We start from the raw sequence: 20324 nt of genomic DNA, 5'->3' as shown, positions 1-20324 counted from the left end.
TCACTCTGCTAAGCTAAATGTAGATTTTGATAACAAGTTTGGTTCAACTATTTAATATATTTATTATTTTCACTACAAAGTCCATATAATAAGTGCCATTAATTGTGGTGTTATAATGCGTAAAAACATAGCTAAAGGATACACTGTCGCATAGGAAAGCGCGGCAGCTCCACTTGAGCTATGAATTGAATTTGCGAAGGCCAATGCCGGCGGATCTGTCATTGAACCTGCTAACATTCCGCAGAGGCTTAAATAATTAAGCTTAAAGAAGACTCTGGCGATCACGCCAACAATCAATAACGGTAATAGCGTAATCAAAATGCCGTAGCCAATCCAACTCAAGCCTTGACCATAAATTAATGTTTCGACAAATTCACCGCCAGAGTTTAACCCTACCACCGCAAGAAACATGACAATACCGAGCTCTCGTAATGCCAAGTTCGCACTTGGAGGCATAAACCAATAGAGTTTACCAAATGTACCAATACGACCTAAAATTAAGGCAACAACAAGAGGACCACCTGCTAATCCCAGTTTAAGTGCCACAGGAATACCAGGAATAAAAATAGGAATAGAGCCAAGTAAAACCCCTAAACCGATACCAATAAAAACAGGAAGCATTTGAACTTGTTCTAATTTTTGACGAGCGTTACCTAACAGAGCTGTAATGGCTTCAATAGACTCAGGGCGTCCAACGACATTCAGAATATCCCCGAACTGCAACATACTATTATTGCTTGGAATAAGTTCGATACCTGTGCGGTTCAGTCGAGTCACGACAACATCGTATTTTCTTTTAAGATCCAGATCTTTTAAACGCTTACTGAGAACAGAATCATTCGTTACAACGACCCGTACTGATTGCAATAAATTTGTTGATGTTGAAAGTGAAGCATCGACCTCTTCACCAAGAACTAGGCGTACTTTGTTCAGATCTTCTTTTGAACCTACAATATGCAGTAAATCTCCCAACTGAATAATTGTTGATGGCATAGGTACCATAATATTATCTCCGCGCTTTAAGCGAGAGCAGACAATGGCATCTTCATTGAGCAGAGGAATATCTTGCATTAATAAGCCATCTAGATTGGGGTTTTTAATCGCAATATTAATGGTATGTAGTGCATCTTTAGTGCTGTTTTGTTGGTTGCTAAAGGCTTTTGCTTCTTCATCAATGTTGATTTTAAAGAACACACGAATAAGCCACATGACTAGCAGAATGCCACAGATCCCCATAGGGTAAGCCATGGCATAGCCCATTCCCATTTGTCCCACTGATGCTGGGTCGATATTCAGGTCAGTCAGTATTTGCTGTCCTGCCCCTAAAGAAGGGGTATTGGTAACCGCACCAGAAAAAATACCCAAAATAATAGGTAAAGGAACATCAAATAGACGATAAATAGACGCGGTTATGATTGAGCCGAGAAGAATAATTAAGATAGCAAAGGCGTTTAATTTTAAGCCCGAAACACGTAATGAGGAGAAAAAACCAGGACCGACTTGGATACCAATAGTATAAACGAAAAGGATAAGCCCAAATTCTTGAATAAAGTGAAGGGTTTGTGCATTGAGTAAGAAATTATAGCGCTGAGCAAAGTGGCCAATAATAATTCCACCAAAAAGAACACCACCTATCCCTAGGCTGACCCGATAAATTTTGATATTGCCAATCCAAAGACCTAGAGCGCCTGCTAATGACAACATCACCATTGTTAATGCAATATCACTCATAAAAAAGATCCTGTACTCAAAAACTAAAAAAAGAGAAAATTTGAGCTAAAACGATAAACCTATTTTGGCAAAGAATAATGAAAACTGCTGTGTCTTATCGCACAGATTCAACATATATAGAGATCAAACCGACAAGAAAGATAAATATAGCGTTAAAGTGTTAATTTAAAATAATGAAGGTTGAATTTTAATATCATCAAAACATAATCATTAATAATATTATTATGTTTTTTTTAATTAGATAAAATGAAACTTTCTTACACTAAAATTATTTATTTAATGACTGAAAAATTAAGCTTTTTTATATCATCTTTCTCTTGTCCTATAAGAGAAAACAGGTTTAACTATATGATAAAAAGCGTTGACTACAGCTCTCGTTTTATAGGTGCCCTATGATATTCAGAACGACAAGTAAAAATTTAACATTAGTCACATTTTTGACGACATTACTGACAGGCTGCTCAAGTGTTATGACTCATGCAGGCCCGAATAAAGAACTTTATTCAGGGACAAAAAATAACATGACAATGCTAAAAGATGATGAAACCGGATGGGCTATGAAGCCATTGGTTATTCTCGATCTCCCTTTTAGTGCCGTATTAGATACTTTATTATTACCCTATGATTATTATACTCAAGGTGATGATAAAAGTGATAATTCACCTAAAGAACGTATAAAAAGATTGGAAAGTAAAACGGCGAATAATAATCATGAAAATAAGAATTAATATCAAATTAATGACTAAATACTAAATAAGTAATTATATTTAGTCATTATCTATTTGATTATTTATTTAGTGCTGTTTCTTCTTTAGGGCCAAACATTTTATTCAAACTATTAAGCTCTTGCATTTCCTTGTCACATATCACTTTTTGTTCTGCCAGAGGTGCTGTCATTATCTGTTTTTTGCTTTGCTCGAAGTTAGCTTTAATCTCCGGCATATTATGTTTTAGATCTTCTCTTTCAGAAATGTACTGAATAAATTTATCCGCTTCTTTAAAGTACACTCGGCAAGCATGAGCTGTAGATGCTTGAGCTGGAAGTGTGATTGACAATAAAAGTAATGCGACACCCCACCAACATTGTTTCATTCTCTAAATTACCCACCTTATTTGACATAATGGAATTATATAAAAAGTACACTAATTAGACGATAATAATTAAGAATAAATTTGTTATTTTTCTTCATATTTTATAGATAACGTAAAGAAAGCCATAGTAAAGCGAAGAAAGAAAGCTAAGCTTGTTACAATAACGCTAAAAATCCCCTCTTGTTTATGATAAAAAAGTTAAAAATCAACCATTTTGGTCGAAAACCATACGAACAGTCAGGTGATACTAAAAAAGTATTGACGGAGTGGGTTTCTGGCAGTAAGATGCACCTCGTTTTCGGCGAGTAGCGCAGCCTGGTAGCGCAACTGGTTTGGGACCAGTGGGTCGGAGGTTCGAATCCTCTCTCGCCGACCATATTAAGAAACCCCGCTTTTAAAGCGGGGTTTTGTCGTTTTGGGCATCTCTTCATTAATCATCTCGTTTTACTTTCAGATAAATAAGCATGGTTGCATTATTGGCACCTATGTAGGTAAAAGACGTTTTTTATAAATCTTTTTGGTTTCTCTTTAAATATACATAACACTCCTATTTCCTATATAAGAGTGTAAATTGAATGCGTATTGAGTTGTCTATTCTAATCTACTGTATTTTATGGTGTTGTGCCTTTTTCTCTGTAGCGAATGAAAGTCATATCGATCTTCCCGTACCAGTAGATTTACCAACAGAGACACAACTTAGAGATGACTTACTACAACAAAATGACAGAGTCTCTTTAGTGAATTTAGCGCAACAAAATAAAATGGAGTTTGTCACGCCTTCTTTGCTATGTTTTTCAATCAAACAGGTAAAAATTCATCATTTGGAGGAATTTTCTTCTCCATCATTACAACGCCAAGTTGCGAAATGGCAAGCTGCATTAATAGGGCATTGTCATTCGCAGTCATTATTAGAACAAGATATCAATATTCTTAATGCGATGCTTTATGATGCCGGTTATGTAACGAGTGAGGTGGGTAACGTTGATCTTTATGCTGATGATAAGGTATTGGATATCATATTAAATGTCGGGAGAGTGCAAGATATTGTTTCCAACATAGCGACAGATAAACACTATTTGATCTCACAGGCTATGCCTATAAAAAAAGGCGATATTTTAAATATTAAAGATATTGAACAGGGCGCTGAAAATTTCAAAGCTGTTCCTAAAAGTAATGTCAAAATTCAGATAGAACCATCATCAAAAGAAAATGAGTCGATAATTTCTCTTTCTCAAGTTGGAAAAAGAACAATGGCGGGCTCGGTATCGATTGATAATAAAGAGCAAAAAATTTACGGGGATCTATTTGGTACTACAAGGCTAAGCTTTGGTAATTTAGCGCAACTTAATGACTCATTAATGGTTATTCTTTCAAGTCAACTTGATACCTTAAAATCAAGAGGTATCAAAAAGCAGATCTTTTTATGGCAGGTGCCTTATCATTATTGGCGTGCGACATTATTTGGTTATGATATTGGATCAAAACGTAGAATATCGGAAACGACAAAAGAGTTACAAAAAACGCGTCAACAACTTCTTTCCTTTGAGATCCAGCGTCAGTTTAGACCCTCAACGCAGCGTACAGTGACTTTAAAAGGAGGAATTCAATATTACACTTATCGAAATGAAATGTCAGGCTATCGCTTATCAGTACATGAGCGTCGTAGCCCTTATGTTAATGCTGGTATTGAGCAAAATTATCGTTTTATGAGAGGGGGTTATCTTAATACTAAATTTAATTATAAGCAGAGCGTTTTTATTCCTGGCGCTAAACTTTCTCCGATAGATTCACTTAATGGTGTGCCAATCTTTAATATTAATTTAGAAGCGTTAATTCCTTTTAAAATTAAGTCACAGTTATTTTTTTATCAGCCAGAAATAATGTTTCAACTCACTCGATCGGATATTGATGGGTTATTAGATAAAGCAAATATTGGCGGTTTATATAGTGTGTATGGTTTTGACTCAGGCAAAGGTTATTCTGATGCAAATCAGTTTGTTTCCCGACATAAGGTTACTTGGCTTACACCCTTTAATAATCAAATGCTATTCTCTGCAATAGATTATGGTTCCGTATCAGAAGAGAGAAAAAACGTTTTTTATAATAAAAATAAATATTTGGTTGGTGCGGCAACAGGACTAGAAGGGAGCTTTAAGCAACTGAGTTATCAGTTAATATGGAGCATACCGTTATCGGCACCTTCTAGTAGCAAAGCAACAGGATCACAGTTCAATTTCAATGCCCAATTTAACTTCTGATTTTGGCCGTTTATTTTATATTTTCTACCATTGATTTTATAAGTTATTTGATAAATAACTATAGATTATTGGGTTATATAGCATACTCGTAGTTAAAAAGAGAAAAAGGTATTTTTCTCTTTTTAAGTTAACTTAGTATTGCACTGATTATCTTCTATGTAGTGGTGCTATTTTTTAGGACTAACAGAATAAATCATCCATTTCTTTGTTTCATTTCAATATATTCGTTTAATATTTAAGCGTTCAATCACAAATTATGGCTTTTTTTAAAATAGTTATTTCACTTAAGTATTTTTTGATATGTGGTTTTTTTGACTAGATATTAGCCAGATACTTATTTTTTTATTCTGAGTTTGTTCGATATTTGTTTCATTTGTGTTTATAACGAGTTCTTTTTACCTTCTAATACCTTATTGACGTAAGGGAATACAGTTGGTTAATTGAACAATGACAAAATAAAAAGGTATTCCGTTTTTAAACAGGAAACCAAAACACAACAGAACAATTTCGGAGAGTAATGATGAAAAGCTCCAAAAAACAGACAGGAATTTTGACCGCCACAATTGGATTGCTCGCATTAGCTGTTTCTGCGGGTGTGCAGGCTAAAACATTGGTGTATTGCTCTGAAGGTTCACCTGAAGGATTTAATCCACAGTTATTTACCTCAGGAACAACCTATGACGCAAGTTCAGTGCCTATTTATAACCGTTTAGTTGAATTTAAATTGGGTACAACAGAAATTATTCCAGGCTTAGCTGAAAGCTGGGATGTGAGCGATGATGGTAAAGTGTATACCTTCCATTTACGTAAAGGGGTGAATTGGCATAGTAGTAAGACTTTTAAGCCAACTCGTGAATTTAATGCGGATGACGTGATGTACACGTTTATGCGTCAAATGGATCCAAAACACCCTTACCATAAAGTCTCTGGTGGAAGTTACGAATATTTCTCCGGAATGGATATGAACAACATGATCGAGAAGATCGAGAAAGTTGATGATCATACCGTTCGCTTTGTTTTAACTCGTTCAGAAGCCCCTTTTATTGCTGATATGGCAATGGACTTTGCATCCATATTATCTGCTGAATATGCGGATAATATGATGAAAGCAGGTACACCTGAGAAAGTAGATCTTGATCCTATCGGTACAGGCCCTTTTCAATTACAACAATATCAAAAAGATTCTCGTATTCTTTATAAAGCCAATGACCAATATTGGGGTAAAAAACCAGATATTGACCGTTTAGTCTTCTCTATTACACCTGATGCCTCCGTTCGATATGCAAAACTGCAAAAAGGTGAGTGTCAGGCGATGCCTTTCCCAAATCCTGCTGATATTGCGAAGATGAAACAAAATAGCGATATCAATTTGTTAGAACAACCTGGCTTAAATGTGGGCTATATCTCTTTTAACGTTGAGAAAAAACCACTGGATAACCAAAAAGTTCGCCAAGCATTAAGTATGGCGGTGAATAAAGACGCCATTATTGAAGCGGTTTATCAAGGTGCGGGCCAGAAAGCCAAAAACCTCATTCCTCCTACAATGTGGAGTTATAACGATGAGATCGTCGATTACGAATATAACCCTGAAAAAGCGAAAGCATTGTTAAAAGAAGCGGGTCTTGCAGAAGGTTTTACTATTGATTTATGGGCAATGCCAGTACAGCGCCCTTATAACCCAAATGCTCGTCGTATGGCTGAGATGGTACAAGCGGATTGGGAAAAAATTGGTGTTAAAACCAAAATTGTCAGTTACGAGTGGGGAGAATATCTCAAGCGTGCTAAATCCGGTGAACACCAAGCGGTTATGATGGGTTGGACTGGTGATAACGGGGATCCTGATAACTTCTTCGCTACGCTATTTAGCTGTGCAGCAAAAGAGCAAGGTTCGAACTATTCAAAATGGTGCTATAAGCCATTTGAAGATCTGATCCAGCCAGCACGGATCACTGCCGATCACGACAAACGTGTTGAACTTTACAAACAAGCTCAAGTTGTGATGCATGATCAAGCACCTGCTTTAATTATTGCTCACTCGACTGTTTATGAACCAGTGAGTAAAAAAGTAGAAAACTACGTGGTTGATCCATTAGGCAAACATCACTTCGAGAATGTCTCCCTTAAATAAGAGCAATACCTAATCGTTGGGTTGCTTTAAGTACGGTGTCTTTCTTTATGAAAGACACCGCTATTCAATAATAACGAATACATTCAGTACACTGTGAGCGCAGGGGACTTTCCCCTGATTTATCAGCGCTATCTTTCAGCTGATGTTTGAAAAGAGAATTAGGATATGCTGCAATTTATCCTTCAACGTTTGGGACTTGTGATCCCTACGTTTATCGGAATTACATTACTGACCTTTATTTTCGTTCATCTTATTCCCGGTGATCCGGTAATGATTATGGCGGGTGAGCGTGGACTATCTCCAGAACGACATGCTTATTTAATGGCAGAGTTGGGGCTGGATAAGCCTTTATGGCAACAATATATCAATTACCTAAATGGCATTTTCCACGGTGATTTAGGTATCTCATTAAAAAGTCGTATTCCTGTATGGGATGAATTTTTACCTCGCTTTAAAGCCACTTTAGAACTTGGTGTTTGCGCCATGATTTTTGCGGTTTCGGTTGGGATCCCTGTTGGTGTTTTGGCTGCGGTAAAACGTGGCTCTATCTTTGATCATACTGCGATTAGTGTGTCATTAGCCGGTTATTCTATGCCAATCTTCTGGTGGGGGATCATGTTAATCATGTTAGTGTCTGTTAAATTAGACCTAACCCCTGTCTCTGGACGCCTCGCTGATAGTGTCTTTTTAGATGACAGTAATCCACTTACGGGATTTATGCTGATTGATACCTTTATTTGGGGTGAAGAAGGGGATTTCTTAGATGCAGTTCATCACATTATTTTACCTGCCATTGTATTAGGAACTATTCCTTTAGCTGTTATTGTGCGTATGACGCGTTCTTCAATGCTTGAAGTATTAGGTGAAGATTATATTCGTACTGCTCGAGCAAAAGGCTTAAGCCGCGCTCGCGTCATTCTTATCCACGCACTACGCAATGCGATGTTGCCTGTTGTCACTGTTATTGGATTACAGGTCGGAACAATGCTGGCTGGTGCAATCTTAACAGAGACTATTTTCTCATGGCCGGGATTAGGACGCTGGTTAATTGATGCCTTACAGCGACGTGACTATCCCGTTGTTCAAGGTGGTGTGCTTTTAATTGCAACGATGATTATCTTTGTCAATCTGTTGGTTGATGTTCTTTATGGCATTGTGAATCCTCGTATTCGCCATAAAAAATAAGGAATGCATAATGACTGAAAATAAAGTAACACCGGTCATCAGTGCACCGGCTCCCATGACGCCCTTCCAAGAATTTTGGCACTACTTTAAACAAAATAAAGGTGCCGTTGTAGGGTTAATCTATATTGTAATTATGTTGCTTATTGCATTACTGGCTGGTTTTCTTGCACCTCATGCCCCTAATGAGCAATTTCGTGACTTCTTATTAGCACCTCCTGTTTGGCAAGAAGGGGGAAGTTGGCAATTTATTCTAGGTACTGATGATGTTGGGCGCGATATTCTTTCTCGATTAATGTTTGGTGCTCGCCTTTCATTATTGGTGGGCTGTATTGTTGTCGTGCTATCACTTATTTTAGGAATTATTCTAGGGCTGGTCGCGGGTTATTTTGGTGGACTTGTGGATATCGGCATTATGCGTGTCGTTGATATCATGCTGGCATTACCCAGTTTATTATTGGCGTTAGTATTGGTCGCTATTTTTGGCCCCTCTATTGTTAATGCTTCTATCGCGTTAACTTTTGTTGCTTTACCGCATTATGTTCGACTCACTCGTGCTGCTGTGTTAATTGAAGTTAATCGCGATTATGTGATTGCTTCTCGTGTTGCAGGCGCGGGTTCACTGCGTCAGATGTTTATCAATATCTTACCTAACTGCCTTGCACCTTTAATTGTTCAAGCCTCTTTAGGTTTTTCTAATGCCATTTTAGATATGGCGGCATTGGGCTTTTTAGGCATGGGCGCGCAACCACCAACACCTGAATGGGGAACCATGTTATCTGATGTGTTGCAGTTTACACAAAGTGCATGGTGGGTTGTGACGTTTCCTGGTTTGGCGATTTTGTTTACCGTATTAGCCTTTAACTTAATGGGTGATGGTTTACGAGATGCACTTGATCCGAAATTAAAGCAGTAACGGAGTAAGAACATGACATTGCTAAATATTAATCAATTATCTGTTCACTTTGGTAATGAAGATACTCCGTTTAAAGCGGTAGACCGAATTAGTTATCAAGTTGAAGAAGGGCAAGTGGTCGGTATTGTAGGGGAATCAGGTTCAGGCAAATCAGTCAGTTCATTGGCGATTATGGGGCTTATCGATTTCCCAGGGCGAGTGAGTGCACAAGAGCTCTATTTTGATGGTAGAGATCTGATGAAAATCTCTGAATCAGAACGACGCAATTTAGTCGGTGCTGATGTTGCGATGATTTTCCAAGATCCGATGACAAGCTTAAATCCTTGCTTTACGGTTGGCTACCAAATTATGGAAGCGTTAAAAGTCCATCAAGGAGGAAGTCGTAAAACGCGTAAACAACGTGCTATCGACCTTTTAACGCTGGTGGGGATTCCTGATCCTGCTTCTCGCTTAGATGTCTATCCACACCAGCTTTCGGGGGGAATGAGTCAACGTGTAATGATCGCAATGGCGATCGCTTGTCGCCCTAAATTATTGATTGCTGACGAACCGACTACGGCACTGGATGTGACTATTCAGGCTCAAATTATAGAGCTTTTGCTTGATTTACAAAAACAAGAAAATATGGCGCTAGTGTTGATCACCCATGATCTAGCATTAGTGGCAGAAGCGGCAGACACCATTATTGTGATGTATGCGGGGCAAGTCGTGGAGTCCGGAAAAGCATCAGAAATTTTTAAAGCGCCTCGTCATCCTTATACACAAGCATTATTAAGAGCACTTCCTGAGTTCGCGAGTAATAAATCGCGATTAGCATCGTTACCGGGCGTTGTACCGGGGCGTTATGATCGACCAACAGGTTGTTTACTCAATCCTCGTTGCCCATATGCTCATGATGAGTGTTATAAGATTGAGCCTGAATTAAAAGAATTAGGAATGCACCGTGTGAAGTGCCATACACCGTTAGATAATGCAGGGGAACCTACCCATGGCTGAAGTTAATCTAAATATATCAACTCCCTTATTAAAAGCGGTTAATTTAGCGAAGTATTACAGCGTAAAAGGCGGGTTGTTTTCAAAAGAAAGAACAGTTAAAGCTCTTGATGGTGTCTCTTTTGAATTAGAGCGCGGTAAAACGTTGGCTGTTGTTGGTGAGTCAGGATGTGGTAAATCCACATTAGGTCGATTATTAACAATGATTGAGGTTCCTACTTCAGGTGAACTTTCTTATCGTGGGCAAAATCTGTTAATTAAAGATAAATCGGCTGAGAAGTTACGTCGCCAAAAGATCCAAATTGTGTTTCAAAATCCTTATGGCTCATTGAACCCGCGTAAAAAAGTAGGGCAAATTTTAGAAGAGCCTTTATTGATCAATACAACACTGAATGCCTCTGAACGTAAAGAGAAAGTATTATCAATGATGGCTAAAGTGGGATTAAAAACAGAACATTATAGCCGATACCCACATATGTTTTCTGGTGGTCAACGTCAGCGTATTGCTATTGCGCGTGGCTTGATGCTTGATCCAGACATTGTGGTAGCGGATGAGCCGGTTTCTGCTCTGGATGTATCAGTTCGTGCTCAAGTACTGAATTTGATGATGGATCTACAACAAGACATGGGGCTCTCTTATGTTTTTATTTCCCATGATCTTTCGGTTGTTGAGCATATTGCAGATGAAGTTATTGTGATGTATTTAGGACGTTGTGTAGAAAAAGGAACAAAAGCGCAAATTTTTGAAAACCCACAACATCCTTATACGCAGGCATTATTATCAGCAACACCAAGACTGACGCCTGAATTAAGAAGAGAGCGTATTAAATTAACGGGAGAATTACCAAGCCCATTAAATCCGCCACCAGGTTGTGCTTTTGCGGCACGTTGTCGTCGCGCATTTGGTCCATGTAATCAATTACAGCCAACATTAAAAGAGTATAACGGTCAGCTTATTGCTTGTTTTGCGGTGGAGCAAGATAGCGCGATAGTTTAAATAAATTTATCTCATTAAATAAGAACAATATACTGATTTATATTGTTCTTATTTTTTTATTTAATAATTTTTGGTTAATTTTAATTAAACAATCTAATAATAATTTTATAAATATAAAATATTATATTTATGTAGTTTTTTATAAAGTGTAAACCTCATGATATTAAAGGAAAATAATGTTTTTTATTAATAATTGCATTACGCTTAACCTTGTTTTTTAACTTGGAAATAAGCAGTTTGTAGCGTTTAATTTTATATATTATACTGCTTTTTAGTGAATTGTATCTTTTTATTAAAATAAAGTGGATTTGTTGTAAATAATAAAGAGAGAGTAAGGTTTTATTTTTATTTTACTATTTTTATCTTATAACTATACTCAAATAATAATAATTATATATTTATCTACTTCCATTTTAATGGATAGGCGCTTTTTATAATGTTATTTTCTTTATTGAGAGTGATACATAATCGAAAAAATACAGTATAATCCCCTTTGTTCAAGCATGGTTACCGGAAATAGCAACGATGAAACCTCATCTTAAACATTCATTAACAATAAAACAGATGGCCGCTGTTGCGGGCGTTACGTTGGTGACTATTGCTATTTTTATCAGTATTCAACTTGTTTATTTGATTGATCAACGCCGTGAAGATTATCAAAATCAGCTTTTTAATGCCGGTGTAAGTATTCAGCAACCACTCGCTGATGCATTGTTACGATCAGATTTGAGCGATGCTAAACAACAAATAGTTGCACTAAAAGCGACGGGTATTTTGGGTAAAGCGATTGTCATGCAACCCGAAAATGTGCAAGTGATGAATTTAGATTTTGCACCTAAGAAAGAAGTCTCTGAATTCTCAAGTTGGCTTTTTGGTATTCCCGTTGAAGCTGTTATTCCTTTACAGCCTTTAGGTATTACTTCAACAGATGATAAGTCCTATGGTGGTCATCTCATTTTACAGGCTGACACAAATCGTTTTTATCGTTTTGCCAGTAATACAGTTGCATTGATGCTAACAACATATCTGTTGATGGGGCTTATTCTAACGGTTGCTATTAGTTGGTGTATTAATCGTATTGTTGTGAAACCGTTACGCCAAATTGCCGTCACTCTCAATAAAGATAGCCAAGTTTCAGCGTTATCTTGTCCAAAATCACATTGTGATGATGAGATTGGTTTGCTGGTTAAAGGATATAATCATCAAAAATCTGATCAAAAATTGCCGAAGACCTGAACCTTCTTACGCCATAATGAGTCTAATCACTATAGTGATTTTATTTCATGTTTCTGTGGTGATAAAGAATGATAATACAAAAAATAGATATCCAACATCTAACATGTCTTTTGGCACTTATTGTTAAACCTCATAAGTGGTTTAATACCAAGGATTAATACAACAGAGGTTCACATGCAGGGTGTAATGACACGAATTTTATTGGGAAGCGTTATGTTTGGCGCTGTTGTTTGCCAAGTTCAAGCGGAGGCTTTACAGCCTGATCCGGCTTGGCAAGAAGGGCGACTAGCAAATGGCTTTCAGTGGCAAATCTTACAAACACCGCAACGCCCAAATGATAGAATACAGATCCGTTTATTAGTCAATACGGGCTCTTTGTCAGAAAAAAGCAGTGAAACGGGTTTTTCATCCTTAGTGTCCAAACTTAACGTTTTGGAAAATACAGGTTTAACACCAGAAAAACGCGATAATTTATGGAAAAATGCGTTAGATCCTGACTATCCGCTGCCTCCAATGATCGTTTCATATGATTTTACTGTTTATAATTTAAGCTTACCGAATAATCAGCCTGAGCTGTTAAAGGATGCTTTTGCATTGTTAGCAGGAATTGCTAAGCCTGCACAATATACTGAAGATGCGGTTCGTAACGCAGTGCAATCGCCACTTCCAATTGTAACGTTTCCTCTTAATATTGAAGATCCTATCTGGCGTTCACGTCTTGAAGGCTCTAATTTAAAAGGCCACAATCCGGGAAAACCTGTTAATCAATCTGTAAATACTAAAGAGTTGTCAGATTATCAGCAACGTTGGTATACCCCAGATATGATGACGCTTTATGTTGCAGGTAATGTTGATAATCGATTATTAACTGAAAGTATTAATCAGGCCTTTTCATCACTATCAGGTAAGCGTGTCACACCCGTTCCAGTACCTGTTCTTGCCGATATGAAACCTGAAACGTTATATGTGCAAGAGCCTATGCGTGCAAAAGACCAAATTGCTTTAATTTGGGATTTAGACTGGTCGCCAGTAAAAGACTCTGACACGTTAAATAAATATTGGTTAAGTGATTTAGCTCGTGAAGTGATTTTTGTGCATTTAGGTCGTAGCCTTGAACAACGTAAAGAAAACGACAGCACTCAGATTAACATAGATTGTCGTGTACAATATCAACGAGCAAGCTGTTCTTTAAATCTTGATACTGCCACAGCGCACATTCCTGCGTTAGCATCATGGGTAGGTGAAGAATTAGGTCGTTTGCGTAATCAAGGTATCAGCGATGAGTTATATCAAGAGTTGCAACAAGAGAAACAACTCCAATTAACTCAGTTGTTTGCACGTTATGCAAAAACCAGCACGGCGATTTTAATTAATCAGCGTCTGTTATCACAACAAAGCAATATTATTGATATTCCTCCTGAACAATATCAACGTTTACGCCAAGCCTTTTTAGCGGGTTTAACAAAAGAGACATTAAATCAGGAACTTTCAAGAATTTTATCTGAAGATATTGCTTTTGTATTAACACAAAGTGGTGAAACGCCAACCGTAAATTTAGGTGAATTACGTATTCAATTTGAAAAGCAAGTTCATCCAGAAACGGCAAATACACCTGCGTCTGCTGTAACAACGCCAGTGGTAACAACAGCGCCAAATAAACAGTAATAGAACAGAGATAGACAGATATTGAAAATATATCAGTCATAAAATAAACAAAAAGCCAAAAGTGTTATTGATACATTTTTGGCTTTTTGTTTTTTGATTTTAAAGGCGTTTAAACGCTTCTTTAATAATGGCTATTAGATCATCACGATTATTTCTTTGAGTTGTAAAACCTGCAATAGCAATCTTTTTTTCAGGTAAATAGTAAGCTGCCGAGCCCCAATAACCCAGGTGATAGTAAAGTGTGCCTAGCTCAGTTTCTTCGGCCATTAGACCTAAACGATAATTTGCAGCACCTGTATGTGAGCCTTGCCATTTCATCTCTTTTAAGGTTGATGGATGCAAGTAAACTCTATCTTCGAAGAGGTCAGCTGTAAATTTAGCTAACTCAAGGGTTGTCATCACAAGCCCGCCACCGCCAAAAGCATCCATTGAGGCATCAATATGAGTACCTTCATGCTCACCTGCAAATTGTCTAGCTCGCGCTTTAGGATGCTTAGGTTGTTGTTCTAAATCTTCCCACCACGTTTGTGGTAAATCTAAGTCTTGAAAATGCAATAATTCACGAACAGCGGTGGCCATATTTTTTCTCATAAACTGAGAAAGGATATCACCTAACAAAATGTATCCAGTATCTGAATAAATGAAGCGTTTTCCCGCAGGAATAATGGGAAAGCCTTGTTGAGCATAGCGCGCTATTTGTTCTTCTCGTGTCCATTTATGAGAGGGATCTTTAATCACTTCTTCAAGGTAAGATTCATTTGCATGATCGAGTAAACCACTGCTATGGCTTAATAAATGGCGTAGTGTAATGGTTTTAAGATCATACCCTAGCTCTAATAATGTCTGTTGATAATTAGCACTTAAATATTTAGTTATATCATTATCAAGGGATAAAGCACCTTGTTCCCATAAACGTAAAAAAGCGGCTGCGAGAAAGGTTTTTGTATTACTAGCGATGCGAAAGGGGGTATCTACAGTTAATTTTTTCTGGGTACTTTCGTCAGCAAACCCGTGAGCCATACCAAAAGGGTACTGAATGCCTGCACCTGTAATATAGATAGCGCTTGCTGAAGGTAAAGCATGAAAAGCATCAGTCATTGATTTAACCATAGTTACTTCCTTATCTGTCAGGAAAATAAATCAGCAAAAAGGGTGTACTTTGACACCCTTTATTTATATTGCAGAAACTTTTTATTTACTTTTTGTTGCTGCTCGTAATTCTGTTACTGTTTTACCGCCTATTCCCCAGTTATCTGTTTCAACTTCATCAATGACTACAACGGTAGTTGCTGGATTTTTGCCTAATACATCAACCAAAAGTTGTGTTGCTCCCGCAATCAGTTGCTCTTTTTGCTCAGCGGTTGCACCTTCGCGTGTAATTTTAATATTAACGTATGGCATTGTTTTTCCTTATTATGTTATTTATAGACGGTTAATGTAGGGAATTAACCATATAGTTTTATCATAAAGTTAAGATGTTGATTGCGTTTCAGACAACTGTTCTTTACGCATATTTGGGCCATCAGTGGCGATCCACGCGGCACAAAAGAGTGTTAATCGGGCAAAAAAGTAGAAGAAAGCCATCAAACCTATCACTGAACCAAATGCAGCACCTGAAGGTGAGCTTGCGATTTTCGGTAGCATCCATGTCATGACTGATTTCAATATTTCAAAACCAATAGCAGCGATAAGTGTGCCTTTAATAAGTGAAATTCGTTTTGGCTGATGGCGAGGTAGGATCCATAATATCCATAAAAAGAGTAAGTAGTTTGCAGTGATGGAAATAGTTAAACCTATTGTTGTCCATACTGGCGTTAGCCATTCAATACCGTCTAATCCCAATGTATGAACAATCATTCTTTGGGCTGAACCCGCCACAGATGTTAGCGTAATAGTAAAAATTAACGCGAAAAGTAAGCCAATTAGCGCTAAAAAGTCACGAAAATAACGGAAATAGATTTTCTCTTGTTCTTCTTTATTTCTTTCCCAAACGGGGCGCGATTGCGCCAGAATAGCTTGGCGCAAATTACCCACCCAATTAACACCAGAATAAAGTGCAATCGCTAAACCGGTTAAACCAACGGTTGTACGCTGGCGAACTGCGGTATCAATACTTTGTTGAACCGTAGATGCAAGCGTTGGATCGTCAATGCTATTTGCGACACCGGTGATTAATTTAGCGAGTAAATCTGGATTTGAGGCTAAAATGAAACCCGCACAAGCAAAGGAAAGCATTAATACGGGGATTAATGATAAAAATGAAAAATAGGTAATAGCGGCGCCAAACTGATTTCCCATTCTGTCAGTAAAGCGTTCGGCAGTGCGAATAAGATGTGCAATAAAAGGAATGTTAGTAATAAAATTACTGATTTTTATTCCAATACCGATGGCCTTTTTTCCACCATGGATCCCTTTTTCCAGCCCTTTTTTGAGTGGCTGAGTCAGTTGAGTTTTTTCGTTCTCTGTTTTGGGTTGTTGCTCTTCTGACATATATCCTCTTTAATTAGATCTGTCCATTTTTAATAACTGAGTGTCACTACTATAGTTTTCACTCAAAAATATCATAGCTTAATTTCTATTACACACCTTATGCTTCTTGTCATTAGCCACTATTTTAGGTGATGTATTTGTTTGTTCTGGCTTAAGTGTAGATGATGCTCTACCAAAAGGTGTAGGTAATCTTGTACTTAATAAAAGATAGAAAACCAATACAGCAATTCTGCTATTAAGTTTGGTTTAATAAGAGAATGGCTACTCACTTATTGTTTTATTCTGCGTTTCAGCGTCAAATAAGGAGTAGACATTAATTACTGATGATAATTACTTTGTCAGTAGATTTAATTCTTCTTCAATGGCCTTTAAATCTGCTTTTTCTTCAGCTAGCTTTCTTTCTTGTTTAGCAATTTTATCTGCATCACCCTTAAGTTGTGCTTCTTTTAATTCGAGCTCACGCTCTTTAACATCAAGTTGTTTTTCACGTAATTCAAGGCGGGTGTTTTCAACCACTTTTTCTGGTGTGCAATAGCGTTCAACATTTTGTAATGCTCGTTCTAAGCCTTGAATACGATATTGATTACCATGTGCTTTTGCATACTCAATTTGTTTTTGGATATTCTGTTTTTTTATATCACAGCCATTGATTGATCTATCTGCATACGCATGGCTTGCGAATAAGCTTAAGGTTATGGCAGTAAAAAGTAATTTTTTCATTTTTCTATCCTATTTAAACTTAAGTGAAATATGGACTTATCATAACGGCTGGGGACTAAGACACAACGTTTCTTTCGCTTTCAATGAAGAAGTTCGGCTTTTTCTGATACACTGAGTTCAATCACTATTTCAGAGTAAATTAATTACTAAGCTATACTTATTTCTAACGGAAGATAAAGAATGCTGAGCTATCGCCATAGTTTCCATGCTGGCAACCACGCCGATGTTTTAAAACATATTGTTCAAACACTCATCATTGAGTCTTTAAAAGAGAAAGAGAAACCTTTCCTTTATCTTGATACTCATGCTGGCGCTGGACGTTATCAATTAACCAATGCTCATGCGACTCGCACCGGTGAATATTTAGAAGGGATTGCGCGTTTATGGCAGCAAGAAGAAGTGCCAGAGCTTATTTTGCCTTACCTTGAAGCGGTTGGAGAATTAAACGCAAATGGGGAACTGCGTTATTATCCAGGATCACCTCTGTTAGCGGGTAAATTACTAAGAGAACAAGATTCTTTAATGCTAACAGAATTACATCCAACAGATTTTCCTTTATTACGTACAGAATTTTCTCGTGATGAGCGAGTTAGAGTTTCTCGTGAAGATGGTTTTGGCCAATTAAAATCTAAGTTACCTCCGCCAAGTCGGCGTGGATTCGCATTAATTGATCCACCTTATGAACTTAAACAAGACTATTCTGCTGTTGTTAAAGGTGTTGTTGAAGGTCATAAGCGCTTTGCAACTGGAACTTATGCGATTTGGTATCCTGTTGTTCATCGTCAGCAAATCAAACGCATGTTAAAAGAGCTTGAAGCAACAGGGATCCGTAAAATTTTACAAATTGAATTAGCCGTGAAACCTGATAGTGATCAACTCGGGATGACGGCATCAGGCATGATTGTGATTAATCCGCCTTGGAAATTAGAATCACAAATGAAATCAATACTCCCTTGGTTACATAAAACCTTAGTTCCTGAGGGTATTGGACATACATTAGTTGAGTGGGTTGTACCAGAATAAGCATCTTTATTATTGTTTTTGCCTATTACTGTAAAAGCTAAAATCTGACGAGCTATGTTTTAAATTTTGTCATAATAGATATCATGATATGAAAGACTTAGCCTGTGAGTTACCTATTTTTCTACAGATAAATGGATCAGAGAAATGACGAGCAAACATTACGATTACATCGCCATCGGTGGCGGTAGTGGCGGTATCGCGTCAATTAATAGAGCAGCAATGTATGGACAAAAATGTGCATTAATTGAAGCGAAAGCATTAGGTGGCACTTGTGTTAACGTGGGCTGTGTACCTAAAAAAGTGATGTGGCATGCGGCGCAAATTGCTGAAGCTATTCATCAATACGGTCCTGATTATGGTTTTGACACTACGGTGAACCGCTTTGATTGGGATACACTCATCAGTAGCCGTTCGGCTTATATTGACCGTATTCATCAATCTTATGACCGTGTTTTAGGTAATAACAAAGTTGATGTTATCCAAGGGTTTGCTCGTTTTGTTGATGCTAACACTATTGAAGTCAATGGTGAAAAGATCACGGCTGATAATATTCTGATCGCAACAGGAGGCCGTCCTGTTCAACCTAATATTCCAGGTGCTGAGTATGGTATTAATTCTGATGGTTTCTTTGAATTAAAGGCCTTACCAAAACGCGTTGCTGTTGTTGGTGCGGGTTATATCGCTGTTGAACTTGCTGGTGTATTAAATGCTTTAGGTAGTGAAACTCATTTATTTGTGCGTAAACATGCACCACTGCGTAATTTTGACCCATTAATTGTTGAAACACTGTTAGAAGTGATGGAAACCGAAGGGCCTAAGTTACATACACATGCCATTCCTAAAGCTGTGATTAAAAATGCAGATGGAAGTTTAACGCTACAACTGGAAAACGGTACAGAGCAGATTGTTGATACTTTAATCTGGGCAATTGGTCGTGAGCCTGCAACAGATAACTTGAATCTGGCAGTAACGGGTGTTGAGTTAAATGAAAAAGGTTATATCAAAGTCGATAAATTCCAAAATACCAATGTAAAAGGGATTTATGCTGTCGGCGATAATACTGGTGCGGTTGAATTAACGCCCGTTGCTGTTGCTGCTGGGCGTCGGTTATCCGAGCGTTTATTTAACAACAAACCTAACGAACATTTAGACTATTCAAATATTCCAACAGTTGTATTTAGTCATCCTGCGATTGGTACTGTTGGTTTAACAGAGCCTCAAGCGATTGAGCAATATGGTGCTGATCAAGTTAAAGTGTATAAATCGTCTTTCACCGCCATGTATAGTGCTGTGACTCGTCATCGTCAACCATGTCGTATGAAGTTAGTTTGTGTTGGTGCCGATGAAAAAATTGTTGGTATTCATGGTATTGGATTTGGTATGGATGAAATGCTACAAGGTTTTGCTGTGGCTCTGAAAATGGGTGCCACGAAAAAAGACTTTGATGATACTGTGGCAATCCACCCAACGGCTGCAGAAGAATTTGTTACGATGAGATAAGCATGTAATACAGCTTACTTTGGTATTAATATGCAAAAGCTAGAGTTTATGCTCTGGCTTTTTTATTGAAAATTTTGACTTAACCCAACTCTATTTCGAACTCAAACATCCTCTTTTCTATGTGTTTACCAAAAAGCATATTCGTCTACTTACTGACCAATAAACCAGTTATTAAGTGAAATTACTTATTTTGTAAAAAAAAGGTTATTGCAGGGTTGGGATCATCTTTTTATTTATGTAATTGTGCTATCGATTTTGCTGGTTTTGTAAATAATTTTTTACAGTCTCTCCTTGTTATTTGTATCAAAATGTTAATTATTTAAACAATTACTTTTTCTATTTAAAACTTATTCTATTCTCATTATTTCCTTATTTATCAATAAATAACAAATG

17 protein-coding genes and 1 tRNA gene are annotated in these 20324 nt (G+C 37.5%); 12 read left to right on the top strand and 6 right to left on the bottom strand.

Annotated features, from left to right (window positions below; all coding sequences use genetic code 11):
• Positions 1-72: 72 nt before the first annotated feature.
• Complete coding sequence (locus DK858_RS01345) at positions 73-1731, bottom strand: putative transporter (RefSeq protein ID WP_109395888.1); 1659 nt, start codon at positions 1729-1731, stop codon at positions 73-75.
• Positions 1732-2123: 392 nt separating this feature from the next.
• Here DK858_RS01345 and DK858_RS01340 point away from each other — a divergent pair, with 392 nt between their 5' ends.
• On the top strand, positions 2124-2459 hold the full coding sequence (locus tag DK858_RS01340) for a YceK/YidQ family lipoprotein (RefSeq protein ID WP_109395887.1): 336 nt from the start codon (positions 2124-2126) through the stop codon (positions 2457-2459).
• Positions 2460-2517: 58 nt separating this feature from the next.
• Here the strand turns inward: DK858_RS01340 and DK858_RS01335 are convergent, their stop codons facing one another.
• Positions 2518-2823: a DUF5339 family protein gene (locus DK858_RS01335; protein WP_109395886.1), complete on the bottom strand. Its 306-nt coding sequence runs from the start codon at positions 2821-2823 to the stop codon at positions 2518-2520.
• Between the two features lie 299 nt (positions 2824-3122).
• On the opposite strand from DK858_RS01335, the gene DK858_RS01330 reads away from it, so the two are divergent.
• The 9 genes from DK858_RS01330 (at position 3123) to DK858_RS01290 (ending at position 14198) form a co-directional block, all read left to right on the top strand.
• Positions 3123-3199 (top strand) — tRNA-Pro (locus DK858_RS01330).
• 199 nt (positions 3200-3398) lie between these two features.
• Positions 3399-5081 (top strand): ShlB/FhaC/HecB family hemolysin secretion/activation protein, encoded by a 1683-nt coding sequence (locus DK858_RS01325; RefSeq protein WP_109395885.1) that lies wholly within the window; start codon positions 3399-3401, stop codon positions 5079-5081.
• 520 nt (positions 5082-5601) lie between these two features.
• The gene (gene dppA, locus DK858_RS01320; RefSeq protein WP_109395884.1) at positions 5602-7209 is read left to right on the top strand and encodes a dipeptide ABC transporter periplasmic-binding protein DppA; all 1608 of its coding nucleotides are present in this window, start codon (positions 5602-5604) and stop codon (positions 7207-7209) included.
• A gap of 165 nt (positions 7210-7374) precedes the next feature.
• Positions 7375-8394: a dipeptide ABC transporter permease DppB gene (gene dppB / locus DK858_RS01315; RefSeq protein ID WP_075671336.1), complete on the top strand. Its 1020-nt coding sequence runs from the start codon at positions 7375-7377 to the stop codon at positions 8392-8394.
• Between the two features lie 10 nt (positions 8395-8404).
• Positions 8405-9307 (top strand): dipeptide ABC transporter permease DppC, encoded by a 903-nt coding sequence (gene dppC, locus DK858_RS01310; protein WP_109395883.1) that lies wholly within the window; start codon positions 8405-8407, stop codon positions 9305-9307.
• A gap of 12 nt (positions 9308-9319) precedes the next feature.
• Complete coding sequence (gene dppD, locus DK858_RS01305; protein ID WP_109395882.1) at positions 9320-10303, top strand: dipeptide ABC transporter ATP-binding protein; 984 nt, start codon at positions 9320-9322, stop codon at positions 10301-10303.
• Positions 10296-11297, top strand: coding sequence for a dipeptide ABC transporter ATP-binding subunit DppF (gene dppF, locus DK858_RS01300; protein WP_109395881.1), 1002 nt, complete (start codon positions 10296-10298; stop codon positions 11295-11297). Before dppD ends, dppF begins: the two co-directional genes overlap by 8 nt.
• 525 nt (positions 11298-11822) lie before the next feature.
• Positions 11823-12533: a HAMP domain-containing protein gene (locus DK858_RS01295; RefSeq protein ID WP_109395880.1), complete on the top strand. Its 711-nt coding sequence runs from the start codon at positions 11823-11825 to the stop codon at positions 12531-12533.
• A gap of 174 nt (positions 12534-12707) precedes the next feature.
• Positions 12708-14198: an insulinase family protein gene (locus tag DK858_RS01290; protein WP_109395879.1), complete on the top strand. Its 1491-nt coding sequence runs from the start codon at positions 12708-12710 to the stop codon at positions 14196-14198.
• Positions 14199-14297: 99 nt separating this feature from the next.
• Here DK858_RS01290 and DK858_RS01285 read toward each other — a convergent pair whose 3' ends face one another.
• From DK858_RS01285 to DK858_RS01270, 4 genes are all read right to left on the bottom strand, one after another.
• Positions 14298-15308 carry a serine hydrolase domain-containing protein gene (locus DK858_RS01285; protein ID WP_109395878.1) on the bottom strand — a complete coding sequence of 337 codons (1011 nt, stop codon included), beginning with the start codon at positions 15306-15308 and terminating at the stop codon, positions 14298-14300.
• 81 nt (positions 15309-15389) lie between these two features.
• Positions 15390-15599: a 2-hydroxymuconate tautomerase family protein gene (locus DK858_RS01280; protein ID WP_006534633.1), complete on the bottom strand. Its 210-nt coding sequence runs from the start codon at positions 15597-15599 to the stop codon at positions 15390-15392.
• Between the two features lie 69 nt (positions 15600-15668).
• On the bottom strand, positions 15669-16688 hold the full coding sequence (gene yhjD / locus DK858_RS01275) for an inner membrane protein YhjD (protein WP_109395877.1): 1020 nt from the start codon (positions 16686-16688) through the stop codon (positions 15669-15671).
• A 330-nt stretch (positions 16689-17018) separates the two neighbouring features.
• Positions 17019-17408: a DUF1090 domain-containing protein gene (locus DK858_RS01270; protein WP_109395876.1), complete on the bottom strand. Its 390-nt coding sequence runs from the start codon at positions 17406-17408 to the stop codon at positions 17019-17021.
• Between the two features lie 180 nt (positions 17409-17588).
• On the opposite strand from DK858_RS01270, the gene DK858_RS01265 reads away from it, so the two are divergent.
• Complete coding sequence (locus tag DK858_RS01265; RefSeq protein WP_109395875.1) at positions 17589-18431, top strand: 23S rRNA (adenine(2030)-N(6))-methyltransferase RlmJ; 843 nt, start codon at positions 17589-17591, stop codon at positions 18429-18431.
• 144 nt (positions 18432-18575) lie between these two features.
• Positions 18576-19931, top strand: a complete 1356-nt coding sequence (gene gorA, locus DK858_RS01260; protein WP_072064809.1) for a glutathione-disulfide reductase — start codon at positions 18576-18578, stop codon at positions 19929-19931.
• Positions 19932-20324 lie beyond the last annotated feature (393 nt).

It is taken from the genome of Proteus faecis, from assembly GCF_003144395.1.
Classification (GTDB): Bacteria; Pseudomonadota; Gammaproteobacteria; order Enterobacterales; family Enterobacteriaceae; genus Proteus; species Proteus faecis.
This window is presented reverse-complemented; position numbering and strand designations above follow the sequence as displayed.

Bases quoted from the DNA above. Each gene is read 5' to 3' on its own strand.
- DK858_RS01345 (WP_109395888.1), bottom strand. From the start codon at position 1,731: ATGAGTGATATTGCATTAACAATGGTGATGTTGTCATTAGCAGGCGCT.
- DK858_RS01340 (WP_109395887.1), top strand. From the start codon at position 2,124: ATGATATTCAGAACGACAAGTAAAAATTTAACATTAGTCACATTTTTG.
- DK858_RS01335 (WP_109395886.1), bottom strand. From the start codon at position 2,823: ATGAAACAATGTTGGTGGGGTGTCGCATTACTTTTATTGTCAATCACA.
- DK858_RS01325 (WP_109395885.1), top strand. From the start codon at position 3,399: ATGCGTATTGAGTTGTCTATTCTAATCTACTGTATTTTATGGTGTTGT.
- dppA (WP_109395884.1), top strand. From the start codon at position 5,602: ATGAAAAGCTCCAAAAAACAGACAGGAATTTTGACCGCCACAATTGGA.
- dppB (WP_075671336.1), top strand. From the start codon at position 7,375: ATGCTGCAATTTATCCTTCAACGTTTGGGACTTGTGATCCCTACGTTT.
- dppC (WP_109395883.1), top strand. From the start codon at position 8,405: ATGACTGAAAATAAAGTAACACCGGTCATCAGTGCACCGGCTCCCATG.
- dppD (WP_109395882.1), top strand. From the start codon at position 9,320: ATGACATTGCTAAATATTAATCAATTATCTGTTCACTTTGGTAATGAA.
- dppF (WP_109395881.1), top strand. From the start codon at position 10,296: ATGGCTGAAGTTAATCTAAATATATCAACTCCCTTATTAAAAGCGGTT.
- DK858_RS01295 (WP_109395880.1), top strand. From the start codon at position 11,823: ATGAAACCTCATCTTAAACATTCATTAACAATAAAACAGATGGCCGCT.
- DK858_RS01290 (WP_109395879.1), top strand. From the start codon at position 12,708: ATGCAGGGTGTAATGACACGAATTTTATTGGGAAGCGTTATGTTTGGC.
- DK858_RS01285 (WP_109395878.1), bottom strand. From the start codon at position 15,308: ATGGTTAAATCAATGACTGATGCTTTTCATGCTTTACCTTCAGCAAGC.
- DK858_RS01280 (WP_006534633.1), bottom strand. From the start codon at position 15,599: ATGCCATACGTTAATATTAAAATTACACGCGAAGGTGCAACCGCTGAG.
- yhjD (WP_109395877.1), bottom strand. From the start codon at position 16,688: ATGTCAGAAGAGCAACAACCCAAAACAGAGAACGAAAAAACTCAACTG.
- DK858_RS01270 (WP_109395876.1), bottom strand. From the start codon at position 17,408: ATGAAAAAATTACTTTTTACTGCCATAACCTTAAGCTTATTCGCAAGC.
- DK858_RS01265 (WP_109395875.1), top strand. From the start codon at position 17,589: ATGCTGAGCTATCGCCATAGTTTCCATGCTGGCAACCACGCCGATGTT.
- gorA (WP_072064809.1), top strand. From the start codon at position 18,576: ATGACGAGCAAACATTACGATTACATCGCCATCGGTGGCGGTAGTGGC.